The 13664-nt window shown below is 73.3% G+C and carries 11 protein-coding genes; all 11 read right to left on the bottom strand.

Features of this window, described 5'->3' with window-relative positions; genetic code table 11:
* Positions 1–473: 473 nt before the first annotated feature.
* A complete protein-coding gene (gene tyrS, locus ABD665_RS21325; RefSeq protein WP_204912908.1) occupies positions 474–1742 on the bottom strand; it encodes a tyrosine--tRNA ligase in 1269 nt (422 codons plus the stop codon).
* Between the two features lie 54 nt (positions 1743–1796).
* The gene (locus tag ABD665_RS21320; RefSeq protein WP_204912909.1) at positions 1797–2351 is read right to left on the bottom strand and encodes a hypothetical protein; all 555 of its coding nucleotides are present in this window, start codon (positions 2349–2351) and stop codon (positions 1797–1799) included.
* 88 nt (positions 2352–2439) lie between these two features.
* A complete protein-coding gene (argH, locus tag ABD665_RS21315) occupies positions 2440–3891 on the bottom strand; it encodes an argininosuccinate lyase (protein ID WP_344743055.1) in 1452 nt (483 codons plus the stop codon).
* Positions 3888–4433 carry an arginine repressor gene (locus ABD665_RS21310; protein WP_344743054.1) on the bottom strand — a complete coding sequence of 182 codons (546 nt, stop codon included), beginning with the start codon at positions 4431–4433 and terminating at the stop codon, positions 3888–3890. Before ABD665_RS21310 ends, argH begins: the two co-directional genes overlap by 4 nt.
* Positions 4430–5413: an ornithine carbamoyltransferase gene (gene argF / locus ABD665_RS21305; RefSeq protein ID WP_204912910.1), complete on the bottom strand. Its 984-nt coding sequence runs from the start codon at positions 5411–5413 to the stop codon at positions 4430–4432. The genes ABD665_RS21310 and argF overlap by 4 nt, the downstream gene beginning before the upstream one ends.
* Positions 5410–6660, bottom strand: coding sequence for an acetylornithine transaminase (locus tag ABD665_RS21300; protein ID WP_204912911.1), 1251 nt, complete (start codon positions 6658–6660; stop codon positions 5410–5412). Before ABD665_RS21300 ends, argF begins: the two co-directional genes overlap by 4 nt.
* Positions 6657–7712: an acetylglutamate kinase gene (gene argB, locus ABD665_RS21295; RefSeq protein WP_204912912.1), complete on the bottom strand. Its 1056-nt coding sequence runs from the start codon at positions 7710–7712 to the stop codon at positions 6657–6659. Before argB ends, ABD665_RS21300 begins: the two co-directional genes overlap by 4 nt.
* The gene (gene argJ, locus ABD665_RS21290) at positions 7709–8875 is read right to left on the bottom strand and encodes a bifunctional glutamate N-acetyltransferase/amino-acid acetyltransferase ArgJ (protein WP_204912913.1); all 1167 of its coding nucleotides are present in this window, start codon (positions 8873–8875) and stop codon (positions 7709–7711) included. Before argJ ends, argB begins: the two co-directional genes overlap by 4 nt.
* A 13-nt stretch (positions 8876–8888) precedes the next feature.
* Positions 8889–9926, bottom strand: coding sequence for an N-acetyl-gamma-glutamyl-phosphate reductase (gene argC / locus ABD665_RS21285; RefSeq protein WP_204912914.1), 1038 nt, complete (start codon positions 9924–9926; stop codon positions 8889–8891).
* A gap of 87 nt (positions 9927–10013) precedes the next feature.
* Entirely contained in the window at positions 10014–12506 is a 2493-nt protein-coding gene (pheT, locus tag ABD665_RS21280; protein WP_204912915.1) for a phenylalanine--tRNA ligase subunit beta, read from the bottom strand.
* Positions 12503–13612 carry a phenylalanine--tRNA ligase subunit alpha gene (gene pheS, locus ABD665_RS21275; RefSeq protein ID WP_204912916.1) on the bottom strand — a complete coding sequence of 370 codons (1110 nt, stop codon included), beginning with the start codon at positions 13610–13612 and terminating at the stop codon, positions 12503–12505. Before pheS ends, pheT begins: the two co-directional genes overlap by 4 nt.
* Between the last annotated feature and the right edge of the window lie 52 nt (positions 13613–13664).

Here is a 13664-nt window from a genome sequence, read left to right as displayed (position 1 = left end):
AATCAATTTCAATCTCAAAGGAACCACACCCGACCAGAACAACCCCACAGATGTGGAGACGTCTCGCCGAGCACGGGTTCGATAGTGCTATTTGGCATTGACTTTTAAGCACGCTGTTGAGTTCTCAAACTTCGCTCGCACACCGCACGGACCGTTTCCAGGCCGCTTGGGGCAACTCGACAAACACTACCCGGTCTTTCCCAGCAGATCAAATCCGCCAATCCAGACCCCCACCAGAGACATCCCAGCACCGGATCTCGTGGGCTCGACAAGAGCGCGCACCAATCCGGTCCATCCTTGGCCCAGTGGGTCCCACCCGGTTCCGGCCGAGTCATCCGCTGGCCCGAAGGCCCTCGTCTTGCTCGTCCGCGTCCCCGGGGGGCGAGAAAGAACATTACGCCCGTGTGTCACCGCGGTCAACCTGGGGGCCGGTGCGCGTTCTCACACCGCTCCCCCGCTGCTCGGCCTTCGGTTCAAGCGCCCGTGATGGTAATGGCGCCGACTGTCCTCTTGCCGCGCCTGACGATGACCCAGCGACCGTGCAGCAGGTCGTCGGGCGCCAGGGTCGCATCGCCGTCCGTGGCTCGACGGTTGTTGAGGTAGGCGCCCCCCTCCGAGGCGGCCCGACGGCCGGCGGACCGGCTCGCCACGACGCCGGCGGTCTGCAGCACCTCCGCGACGGTGGGCCACCCCGTGTCGACGTCGATGTCTCCACCACCCAGCTCCGCCACCACTCCGGCCAGCACCGGTTCGGGGAGCTCGGCGAGGTCGTGCTGACCGAACACCGCCTGCCCGGCCGCCACGGCCGCGTCCCTCTCGGCCTCCCCGTGGACGAGAGCGGTCACGTCGTCGGCCAACGCCTTCTGGGCCGCCCGCCGGTACGGCTCCTCACGGGTCAGCCGCTCGAGCTCCTCGATCTCCTCCCGCCCCCGAGGGGAGAAGACCTTGAGGTAGTCGATGACCTTCTCGTCCTCCGCCTGCAGGAAGAACTGGTGGAAGGCGTACGGGGACGTCATGGCGGGGTCGAGCCACACCGTGCCGCTCTCCGTCTTGCCGAACTTCGTGCCGTCCGCCTTCGTCAGCAACGGCGTGGCGACGGCGTGGACCCTGGCGCCCTCCGCCCGCCGGATGAGCTCGACGCCGGCGGTGATGTTCCCCCACTGGTCGCTCCCCCCGAACTGCAGCGAGCACCCGTGGGTCCGGAAGAGCTCCAGGTAGTCCATCGACTGCAGCAGGACGTAGGAGAACTCCGTGTAGGAGATCCCGTCCTCGAGCCGGTTTCGTACGACGTCGCGCGCCAGCATCCGGTTCACCGGGAAGTGCTTGCCGATGTCGCGCAGGAAGGTCAGCACCGACATCGGGCCGGTCCAGTCGAGGTTGTTCACCAACTTCGCCGGGTTGGCACCCTCCAGGTCGATGAACCGCGCCACCTGGTCACGGATCCGCTCCACCCGCGCGGCGACGACCTCGGGGCTGCTCAGCACGCGTTCACCCGACTCCTTGGGGTCGCCGATCATCCCGGTCGACCCACCGACGAGGAGAAGTGGCCGGTGTCTCGCCCGCTGGAAGATCCGCGCGACCACCAGCTGCACCAGGTTGCCGAAGTGCAGGCTCGGCGCCGTCGGGTCGAAGCCCACGTAGAACGTCACCGGCCCCGCGTCGAGGTGCGCCGCCAGCGCCTCCTCGTCGGTCGAGTTGGCAAGGAGACCTCGCCACCTCAGCTCGTCCAGGACCTCCGACACGTTCACGTCCTCTCGCTGCCGACGAGCGCCCGGCGCCCCCGTCCCGGCCGCTCATCATCCTCCTTCGGCGCCCAAGGACGCGCGCACGGCTGCGAGGGTCGCCTCGTTGAACAACCTGTTCCGCTCCTCCGGGGTGGGCTCGGGCGACAGCCACGGCAGCCTCTCGGCCGCGTCGAGGCCCAGCTCCCAGGGCGACGGGTCACCTCCCAGGAGCATCTCTACCCGCACCCGGCCGTGATCCACCCTCAGCAGGAACAGCCCTCGTTCACCGTCCTCGCAGGCGATCACCCCGTTCGTGTCGTGGTCGAACGTCAAGCCGGGGAGCTCCGGGTCATCCAGAGAGTCGATCGGGGCGCCCCGGTCGTCGGGCGACAGGAAGCGGTCGATGAGCAGCTGCAGGCCTTCGGCCCCGGTGCCGTGGCTGTCGCTCCCGGACCATCGCAGACAGCACCCGTGCGCGCACGGCTCCCACGGGCACCACGGCTCGAGCTCGTCGGGGCCCACGAGGGGTACCTCGCCCCGCGACACCGCACGCAGATGGTCGTACTCCGCCTGGTCGAGACGCGGCGTGATGGTGACGTGGCCCAGGTAGCGGGTGGTGACGCCCATGGTGGTGATCCTCTCGGTCGGGTGTGACCGGAAGGATGAGGACGAAAGGGCCGATCGTGCCGGTCGCTCCGCCTCCTGTGGACGACGCTCAGTGCACCCTGTGGACAGCCCAGGCCGCGGCCGCGTCGAGTGCGGTCGCCACCTCGTCGAGCTGCTCACGCACCCGGACGGTCGCCGTCCCGCCTCGGCCGTCGCGGCTGTCGATCGACCCGGAGACGGTCAGGACGTCGAGCACCTCCGGCCGCAGCAGCGGGGAGATCTCCGCCAGCCGGTCCGGCGTCAGCTCCGAGAGCTCGAGCCCCCGCGCCTCGCAGTAGCGCACGGCGGCACCGGCCACGTCGTGCGCTACCGCGAACGGCACCCGCTCACGGACGAGCCAGTCGGCCAGGTCGGTGGCCAGCGAGAAGCCGCGCGGCGCGAGGCTGGCCAGGCGCTCCGCGTCGAAGGTCAGCGTGCCGACCATCCCGGCGACGGCCGGCAGCAGCACCAGCAGCTGGTCCACGGAGTCGAAGAGCGGCTCCTTGTCCTCCTGCAGGTCGCGGGCGTACGCCAGCGGCAGGCCCTTCAGCGTCGTGAGGAGGCCGGCGAGGTTGCCGACCAGCCGCCCGGCCTTGCCGCGGGCGAGCTCGGCCACGTCGGGGTTCTTCTTCTGCGGCATGATGCTCGACCCGGTCGACCAGGCGTCGTCGAGCCGGGCGAACCCGAACTCGTAGGTGCACCAGAGGATGACGTCCTCCGACAGCCGCGAGAGGTCGATCCCCACCTGGGCGAGCACGTACGCCGCCTCGGCCGCCAGGTCGCGGGCGGACGTGCCGTCGATCGAGTTCGCCACGGCGTCGGCGAAGCCGAGCTCGTGGGCCACGAAGGTCGGGTCGAGCCCGAGGGAGGTACCGGCGAGCGCGCCCGACCCGTACGGGCTGAGCGCGAGCCGGGCGTCCAGGTCGCGCATCCGGTCAACGTCGCGCAGCAGCGGCCAGGCGTGCGCGAGCAGGTGGTGCGACAGCAGGACGGGCTGCGCGTGCTGCAGGTGCGTGCGGCCGGGCATCGGGACGCCGAGGTGCGCGGTCGCCTGGTCGTGCAGCGCGACGACCACCTCGGAGACCGCGCCGGCGACCAGCCGGAGGTGGTCGCGCAGCCAGAGCCGCAGCAGGGTGGCGATCTGGTCGTTGCGCGAGCGTCCGGCCCGCAGGCGACCGCCCAGCTCGGGGCCGACGACCTCGGTCAGCCGACGCTCCAGGGCGCCGTGCACGTCCTCGTCGGCGGGCGAGGGCCGGAAGGCGCCGGAGGCGACCTCGCCGCTCAGCGTCTCGAGCCCGTCGAGCATCCCGGCCAGCTCGTCGTCGGTCAGCAGCCCCGCGCGGTGCAGGGCCCGGGCGTGCGCGACGGAACCGGCGAGGTCGTACGGTGCGAGGCGCCAGTCGAACTGCGTGGAACGGCTCAGCGTGGCCATCGCGGGTGCGCTGCCGCCGGCGAAGCGGCCTCCCCAGAGGCGCCCGGCGTGCCCTTCGGGCTCGGGGAGCGCTGTCTCGTGCTCGGTCACTCGACTCTTCCTGTCAGGGGCTTGCCGGTCTCGCTCATCCGCATCAGGTCGCGGGCGAGCTGCTCGCCGCCGCCCGGGCTGCGGGTGATCAGCAGGATGGTGTCGTCACCGGCGATCGTGCCGAGGACGGAGTCCCAGCCGACCCGGTCGATGGCGGAGCCGAAGTACTGGGCCGCGCCCGGCGGGGTGCGCAGGACGACCAGGTTGGCCGACGACTCCGCGGAGACGAGCACCTCCTGGCAGAGCCGGGCCAGGCGGTTCTCGAACGTGGCGAACTCGCCCACCAGCGGGGTGCGGTCCCCGCCGTCGCCGGGCACGGCGTAGACGAGGTGCCCGGAGGCGCCCCGCACGCGGGAGGCGCCGAGCTCGACGAGGTCGCGCGAGAGCGTGCCCTGGGTGACGTGCAGGCCCTCGGCGGCCAGCAGCTCCGCGAGCTCGGTCTGCGAGCGGACCTGGTGGGTGCGCAGCAGCCCGACCACCCGGGCGTGCCGGGCGGCCTTCGTGGGCGGGGCCGCGTGCGTCACCGTCGTCAGCCCGGTCACGCCGTCTGTCCGGCGGCCGGGAGCAGGCCGGAGAGTTCGACGAGCCCGGACCGCTCGAGCAGGAACGTGAGCACGGCCTTCTGGGCGTGGCGGCGGTTCTCCGCCTCGTCCCAGACCACGGAGCTCGGGCCCTCGAGGACCGCCGCGCTGACCTCCTTGCCGCGGTAGGCGGGCAGGCAGTGCAGGAACAGCGCGTCGGCGTCGGCGCGGGCCAGGAGCGCCTCGTCGACCTGGAAGGGCGCGAAGGCCCCTTCGCGGTCGAGCCCGTCCTCCTCCTGGCCCATCGACACCCAGGTGTCCGTGGCCACGGCGTCCGCGCCGGCGACGGCCTCGGAGGGAGAGTCGGTGACGCTCACGCTCCCGCCCGTGGACGCCGCGATGCCCTCGGCGCGGGCGACGAGCTCGGCCGTGGGGTGGAACCCCTCCGGCGCCCCGACGCGCACGTGCATCCCCGCCGTCACGCCGCCCAGGACGTAGGAGGCGGCCATGTTGTTCGCGCCGTCGCCGACGTAGGCCAGCGTCAGCCCGGGCAGCGACCGGCCGTGCTGGCGCAGCGTCTGCAGGTCGGCCAGGATCTGGCACGGGTGGTAGTCGTCGGTCAGCGCGTTGACCACGGGGACGCCCGCGTACGCGGCCATGGTCGCGAGGTCGTCCTGGGCGAAGGTGCGCCAGACGATCGCCGACGCCTGCCGTCCGATGACCCGGGCCACGTCGGGGATCGACTCGCGCTTGCCGATCGCGGCGAGCCGCCCGTCGACCATCATCGGGAACCCGCCGAGCTCGGCGATGCCGGCGCTGAACGAGGCCTGGGTGCGCAGCGTCGGCTTGTCGAAGATCACCGCGACGCTCCGCGGACCGGCGAGCGGGCGGGCGGCGTACGGGTCCTCGCGCAGCCGGGCGGCGAGGTCGAGGACGACCGTCTGCTCGGCGGGGCTCAGGTCGTCGTCGGCCAGGAGGTGGCGGACCGCGGTGGCGCTCACGCCGCGGCCGTCCGGGCGGCGGTGTCGAGGAAGCCCGGCAGCGCCTCGGTGAACGTGTCGAGCTGGGCCGCCGTGATGATCAGCGGCGGCGCGATGCGCAGCACGTGCGGGCGCGGGGCGTTCACCACGAAGCCGGCCTCGAGGGCGAGGTCGGCGACCGCGGGCGCGACGTCGGCGTTCAGCACGATCCCGCGCAGCAGCCCGCGTCCGCGGACGTGGTCCACGAGCGGGTGGCCGAGACCCTCCACGGTCGCCACGAGGTGCTCGCCCATGGCCGTGGCGTTCTCGAGCAGGCCGTCGCGCTCGATCACGTTGATCACGGCCAGGCCGGCGATCGAGGCCACGGGGTTGCCGCCGAAGGTCGTGCCGTGGCTGCCCGGCCCGAGCAGCGTGGCGGCGCGACCGGTGGCGAGGCAGGCGCCGACCGGGAACCCGTTGCCGAGCCCCTTCGCCAGGGTCACCACGTCGGCGGTCACGCCCTGGGCGGTGTGCACGAGCCACGAGCCGGTCCGGCCCATGCCGGTCTGCACCTCGTCGATCCACAGCAGCGCCCCGGCGGCGTCGCACAGCTCGCGGGCCCGCGCCAGGTAGCCCGGCGGGGGCACGACCACGCCGTTCTCGCCCTGGATGGGTTCGAGGACGACGGCGGCGACGGTCTCGTCGACCACGGCCGCCAGGGCCTCGGCGTCCCCGTACGGGACGAACGTGACGTCCCCGGGCAGCGGCTCGAAGGGCGCGCGGTACTTCGGGTTGTGGGTGATCGCGAGCGCACCCATCGACCGCCCGTGGAAGGCGCCCTCGGTGGAGATGATCTTCGTCCGGCCCGTCATCCGGGTGATCTTGAACGCCGCCTCGTTGGCCTCGGTGCCCGAGTTGGTGAAGAACACCTTGGCGTCCGGGTCGCCGGTGAGCCCGGCCAGGCGGCCGGCCAGGGCGACCTGCGCCGGCGTGGCGAAAAAGTTCGAGACGTGGCCGAGCGTCGAGATCTGCCCGGTCACGGCCGCGAGGACCGTCGGGTGGGCGTGGCCGAGGGCGTTCACCGCGATACCGGCCAGCAGGTCGAGGTGCCGGCGCCCGTCGGCGTCCCAGACGTAGCAGCCCTCGCCGCGCACGAAGACGCGCTTGGGCGGGCCGAAGGTGTTCATCACCGAGCGCTGGTACGCGTCGAGGACGCCCGCGGAACCGTGCGGCGCCGGCCCGGCCAGCTCCGCGCTGAGCGTCACGTCGGTCGTGGTGGCGGTGGTCATGACAGTCCTGCCGTGTCGTCGAGCGCAGAAGGCTCGGGGTCGTGGGGTGCCGGCTGCGGCGACGCCTCCGTACGGACGAACTCGCCGTTGCCGTACTCGTGCTCCGGGATGCCGTCGGCGGCCGAGAACACCCGGCTGCCGAGCCGCACGAGCCCGTCCTGGGTGACCATCGTGCCGATCCCGGCGTTGGTGAAGATCTCGAGCAGCAGGGCGTGCGGGACGCGGCCGTCGGTGACGGTGGCCCGGGTCAGGCCGCCCTCCACGGCGCGCAGGCAGGCCTCCATCTTGGGCACCATCCCCGACTGCAGCGCCGGCATCAGCTCGCGCAGCTCCGAGGCGCTCAGCTCCTCGATGACCTCGGTCGAGCTCGGCCAGTCGCGGTAGAGGCCCTCGACGTCGGTGAGGACGACGAGACGTTCGGCGCCGAGCGCGACGGCGAGCGCGGCGGCGGCGGTGTCGGCGTTGACGTTGTGCACGACGCCGTCGGCGTCCGGCGCGATGCTGGCGACGACCGGGACGCTGCCGGCGTCGATGAGCCCACGGATCGCCTCGGTGCGGACGGAGACGACGTCGCCGACCAGGCCCAGGTCGATCTCCTCGCCGTCGACGACGGTCCCCCGGCGGACGGCCGTGAACAGGCCGCCGTCCTCGCCGGACAGCCCCACGGCCAGCGTGCTGTGCCGGTTGATCAACCCGACGAGGTCGCGCCCGACCTGGCCCACCAGGACCATGCGGACGACCTCCATCGCCTCGGGCGTGGTGACGCGCAGCCCGCCGCGGAACTCCGAGGCGATGCCGAGCCGGCCGAGCATGGACGAGATCTGCGGGCCGCCGCCATGGACGACCACGGGGTGCACGCCGCAGCGCTTCATGAAGACGATGTCGGAGGCGAAGGCGCGCTTGAGCTCCTCGTCGACCATCGCGTTGCCGCCGTACTTGATCACGACGGTCTTGCCGACGTACGTCTCCAGCCAGGGCAGCGCCTCGGTGAGGATCGACGCCTTCTCGATCAGCGAGAGCCGTTCGAGGGCCCGGGGTGCCGCGTTGCTCACGTGCTGTACTCCGCGTTCTCCTTGACGTAGTCGTACGTCAGGTCGTTGGTCCAGACGGTCGCCCTGCCGCGACCGTTCCGCAGGTTGATCGACACGCGCACGTCTCGGCCGGACAGGTCCACGAGGCTGCGGTCCTCCCCGATGGCGCCGTCCCGGCACACCTCGACGCCGTTGAACCCGACGTCGATCCGGTCCGGCTCGAAGTCCGCGCCGGTGGTGCCGATCGCGGCCAGGACGCGACCCCAGTTGGGGTCGCCGCCGAACACGGCGCACTTGAAGAGGTTGCTGCGGGCGACCGCGCGGGCCACCTCGAGGGCGTCCGCCTCGCTCGCCGCGTGCTGCACCTCGACGGCGATGTCGTGGGCCGAGCCCTCGGCGTCGCGCAGCAGCTGCATGGCCAGGTCGTGGCAGGTCTCGTCGAGCGCCGCCTGGAAGTCCTGCGTGGCCGGCCGGACGCCGGAGGCGCCGCTGCTCATCAGCACGACCGTGTCGTTGGTCGACATGCAGCCGTCGCTGTCGACCCGCTCGAAGCTCGCGGCGCAGGCCTTGCGGAGGTGCGCGTCGGCGGCCTCGGCGTCGAGCACGGCGTCGGTCGTGATCACCACGAGCATCGTGGCCAGGCCGGGCGCGAGCATGCCCGCGCCCTTCGCCATGCCGCCGACCGACCAGCCCTCGTCGGCGTAGGCCGCCGTCTTGGGCACGGTGTCGGTGGTCATGATCGCCCGGGCCGCGTCGGCGCCGCCGTCCTCGTCCAGCGAGCCCGCCGCGGCCGTCACGCCCGCGGTCAGGAGGTCCATCGGGAGCCGCGTGCCGATGAGACCGGTCGAGCAGACGGCGACGTCGCCCGCCCCGACCTCCGCGCCGGCCGCGGACAAGACCTCGGCCACGTGCTCGGCCGTCCGGTGCGTGTCGGCGAACCCGGCCGGGCCGGTGCAGGCGTTGGCGCCGCCGGAGTTGAGCACGACCGCCTGCAGGCGGCCGTCGGCCACGGCCTGCTGCGACCACAGCACGGGGGCGGCCTTGACGCGGTTCGTGGTGAACACCGCCGCGGCGACGTGGTCCGGGCCGGTGTTGACGACGAGCGCCAGGTCCGGACGCCCGCTCGGCTTGAGGCCGGCGGTGACGCCGGACGCGGTGAAGCCGGCGGCTCTCGTGACGCTCACGCGTTCCTCCAGGTCATGGGGCTACTCCTACCCGGGGCAGCCCGGTGGTCTCGGGCAGGCCGAGGGCGAGGTTCATGCACTGGACCGCGCCCCCCGCCGTGCCCTTGGTGAGGTTGTCGATGGCGGCGACGGCGACGAGCCGGCCGGCGGCCCGGTCCACGGTCACCTGGACCTGGGCGACGTTGGAGCCGAGCACCGACTGCGTCTGCGGCCAGGTGCCGCTCGGCAGCAGCTGCACGAAGGGCTCGTCGACCAGGGCCTCGGCGTAGACCGCGTACGCGGCCTCGGGCGTGACGTCCGGGTCGGTGAGCGGCGCGGTGCAGGTCGCGAGGATGCCGCGCGACATCGGCACCAGGACCGGGGTGAAGGAGATCGTCGGTGCGGCCGTCGCGCCCGCGGCGCGCAGGTTCTGGGCGATCTCGGGGGTGTGCCGGTGGCCGCCGCCGACCCCGTACGCGCTGGCGGAGCCCATCAGCTCGGCGCCGAGCAGGTGCGGCTTGAGCGACTTCCCCGCGCCGGACGGCCCGCTGGCCGCGACGACGACGACGTCGTGCCCGTCGACGAGGCCGGCGGCCACGGCCGGCATCAGGGCCAGGGTGGTCGCGGTCGGGTAGCAGCCGGGCACGGCCACGCGGCGCGTGCCGGCGAGGACCTCGCGCTGGCCGGGCAGCTCGGGCAGCCCGTAGGGCCAGGAGCCCGCGTGCGGCGACCCGTAGAACTGCTCCCAGGCCTCCGGGTCGGTCAGCCGGAAGTCCGCCCCGCAGTCGACCACGAGCACCTCGTCGCCGAGGGCCTCGGCCACGGCGGCCGACGTCCCGTGCGGCAGCGCGAGGAAGACGACGTCGTGGCCGGCCAGCGTCTCGGGCGTGGTCTTCTCGATCACCCGGCCGGCGAGCGGCGTGAGGTGCGGTGCCACGTCGCCCAGGCGCGACCCGGCGCTGCTCGCGGCCGTCAGCGCACCGATCTCGACGTGCGGGTGGGACAGGAGCAGCCGGAGCAGCTCACCCCCCGCGTAGCCGGTCGCACCCGCGACCGCGACCCGAAGAACCATGTGCATGACTATGCCAAGGCCTGCAACTTCTTGCAAACGGGTCCCAGAGGTCGGGACGCGCTCCGGCAGCACCGGAGCACGCCTCCCTCACTCGGTCCGCTGAACCGCTCCCAGCTCGGCGGTGGCCGCGACGGCCGCGTCCCGGGCGGCGGCGACCTCGGCGGTCGTCAGGGTGCGCCCGAACGCGCGGAACCGCAGCGCGTACGCCAGCGACTTCCGGCCCTCGCCGATCTGCGGCCCGCGGAACACGTCGAACAGCTCGAGCGACTCCAGCAGCGCCCCGCCTCCTCGGCGGAGCGCCTCGGCGACGTCCTCGGCCGCGACCGCCTCGTCCACGACGAGGGCCACGTCCTCCTTGGCCACCGGGTAGGAGGACAGCGGAGCGACCTCGCCGCGGTCGGGCGCGCCGGCCAGCAGCACGTCCAGCTCGAGCTCGAGCGCGCTCGTGCGCGGCGGCAGGCCGAAGGCGACGCACACCTGCGGGTGCAGCTCGCCGGCGTACCCGACGACCACGTCCGTCTGCGTCAGGCGCAGCTCCGCGCAGCGCCCGGGGTGCCAGGGGGCGTGCTCGACCGGTCGCCGGTCGAGGGTGGTGCCGACGGCGGCGGCCGCCTCCTCGGCGAGCGCGACGGCCTGGGTCCAGCCGGCCGGCTGGGCCGGACCACGCCAGCCTGCGCGCAGCCAGTCCCCGGTGAGCACCGCGGCCAGCATCCGGGGCTGGTCACCGAGCGCGTCGTCCATGCGCTCGAGCTCGGCCTCGTCCGGGCGGCGGTCCACCGGCGGCCGGGGTGCGGCGACCGGCGGGACGGCCGCGAAGAACACCGAGCCGGTCTCGAAGACGGCGAGGTCGTCGAGCCCGCGGCTGGTGTTCCGGGCGACCGCGCCGAACAGGCCGGGCAGCAGCGTGGTGCGCAGCGCCGGCTGGGTGTCCGACAGGGGGTTCACCAGCGTGTTCAGCGAACGGCGCCGGTCGTCGGCGGGCAGGCCGAGCCGGTCGAGCTCGGTGACGGAGAGGAACGGGAAGTTGAGCACCTCGACGGCACCGACCGTCGCGAGGCGGGCGGTCACCGCACGGCGGTCCCGCTGGGAGCGCGTCAGGCCGCGACCGGGCGGCGCGAGCGGCACGACGGGGGTGATGTTCTCGAAGCCGACGAGCCGGCCGACCTCCTCGACGAAGTCGTACGGGTCGCGCAGGTCCGGCCGCCACGTCGGCGGCAGCACCGTGAGGACGTCGCTGCCGTCATCGCGCACGGCGGCGCCGACCGCGACCAGCAGCTCCTCCACCCGCGCTCGGTCGACAGGCGTGCCGAGGATCCGCTCCGGCAGCGTGGCGGGGAGCGCCGTGGTGGGCGGCACCGGCACGGAACCGACGACCGTCTCCTGCGGGGACAGGGTGCCGCCCCCGAGCGCGACGAGCAGGGCGGCGGCCCGGTGCGCGGCGGCGTAGCCCGCGGCCGGGTCGACGCCGCGCTCGTACCGCCGCGACGCCTCCGAGGACAGCTTGTGCCGGCGCGACGTGCGCGCCAGGGTCAGCGCGTCGAAGGCGGCCGCCTCGATGACGACCGACGTCGTCGTCGCGCGCACCTCGGTCGCCGCGCCGCCCATCACGCCGGCCAGGCCGATCGGGCCGGAGTCGTCGGCGATCACGAGGTCGGCGGGGTCGAGCGCCCGGACGGTGTCGTCCAGGGTCCGCAGCTTCTCCCCGCGCTCGGCCTGCCGCGAAGCGACGGTGCCGGTGAGCGTGGCGGCGTCGTACGTGTGCAGCGGCTGGCCGGTCAGGAGCATGACGTAGTTGGCGACGTCGACCACGAGCGAGATCGGCCGCATCCCGGCGAGCTGCACGCGGCGCGTCAGCCAGCGCGGGCTCGGCCGCGAGGGGTCGAGCCCCTCCACGGTGAGCGCCGTGAAGACGGTGCAGGCGTCGGACGCGAGCGCGACGGGATACCCGTCCACGCGCTCCGCCGGCACCGGACGGTCCACGGGGTCGGTGAACACCGTGCCGGTCGCCTGGGCTGCCTCGCGGGCGAGCCCGCGGACGGACAGGCAGTAGCCGCGGTCGGGCGTGACGGCGATGTCGAGGACCTCGTCGTCCAGGTGCAGGACCGGGCGCGCGTCCTGCCCGGGGACCGGTTCGGGCTCGCCGGGGCTCGCGCGCAGCACGATGATCCCGGCGTGGTCGTCGCCCAGCCCGAGCTCCTTCGCGGAGCAGATCATGCCGTCGGACACGTGCCCGTACGTCTTGCGCGCGGCGATGTCGAAGTCTCCGGGCAGGCGGGCGCCGGGCAGCGCGACGACGACGAGGTCGCCGGCTACGAAGTTGTGGGCGCCGCAGACGATGCCGCGGGGCTCGGGCTCGCCGACGTCCACCGAGCACCAGTTGATCGTCTTGCCGTTGCTGTGCTCCTCGGGCGTGAGCGCGAGGACGCGGCCGACCACGACGGGGCCCTGGACGTCGCCCCCGACCTCGTCGACGGCCTCGACCTCGAGGCCGGCGCGCACCAGCGCGTCGGAGAGCTGCCGACCGGTGAGGTCGGTGGGCAGCGCGGCCTGCTCGCGCAGCCAGGAGACCGGGGCCCTCATCGGGCCGTCCCCACGAGAGAGCGGGAGAACCGCACGTCACCCTCGACCATGTCGCGCATGTCCTCCGCCGCGTTCCGGAACATCAGGGTCCGCTCGACGCCCATGCCGAAGGCGAAGCCGGAGTAGACCTCGGGGTCGATGCCGCAGGCCCGCAGCACGCGGGGGTTCACCACGCCGCAGCCGCCCCACTCGATCCAGCCCTCGCCACGGCAGGTCTTGCAGGGGCGGTCGGGGTTGCCGACCGAGTCGCCGTGGCAGACGAAGCAGAGCAGGTCCACCTCGGCCGACGGCTCGGTGAAGGGGAAGTAGTTCGGGCGCATGCGCGTCCGGGTGTCGCCGAACATCGCCTTCGCGAAGTGGTCGAGCGTGCCGCGCAGGTGGGCCAGCGTGATCCCGCGGTCGACGACCAGGCCCTCGATCTGGTGGAACACCGGGGTGTGCGTCGCGTCGTACTCGTCGGCCCGGTAGACCTTGCCCGGGCACACCACGTAGATCGGTGGCTCGCGGGTCAGCATCGTGCGCGCCTGCACCGGCGAGGTGTGGGTGCGGAGCACGAGGTTGCTCTCCTCGGACCCGACGAACAGCGTGTCCTGCATCGTCCGGGCCGGGTGGTCGGGGACGAAGTTCAGGGCGTCGAAGTTGAGCCACTCGGCCTCGAGCTCGGGCCCCTCGGCGACCTCCCAGCCCATGGCGACGAACACGTCCTCCATGAGGTTCATGAGCGCCGTGATGGGGTGCACCGCGCCGACCGGGCCCAGCGCGACGGGCAGGGTGACGTCGACCCGCTCCTCGCGCAGGCGGCGCTCGAGCTCGGCCGCGCCGATCTCGGCCTCGCGTGCCTTGAGCGCCGTGTTGATCGTGCCCCGGGCCCGGCCGACGCGGGCGCCGGCGTCCTTGCGGGCCTGCGGCGGCAGCGCGCCGATCTCGCGGTTGGCCAGCGCGATCGGCGACCGGTCCCCCGCGTGGCCGAGGCGGGCGGCCTTCAGCTCCTCGGTGCTGGTCGCGGCCGCGAACGCGGCGAGCGCGTCGGCGACCATCGCGTCGACGTGCTCGGCGTCCAACGGGGTCACCTGGACCGGGTCGTAGACCTTGTTCGGGCCCGACATCGCGCGCTCGACCTCCTAGAAGCGGTGCTCGTCACAAACCCCGTCAGTCTAG

It is taken from the genome of Microlunatus spumicola (genome assembly GCF_039536445.1).
Classification (GTDB): Bacteria; Actinomycetota; Actinomycetes; order Propionibacteriales; family Propionibacteriaceae; genus Microlunatus; species Microlunatus spumicola.
The sequence above is the reverse complement of the archived record's forward strand: the minus strand, read 5'-3'. Positions and strand labels throughout refer to the sequence as shown.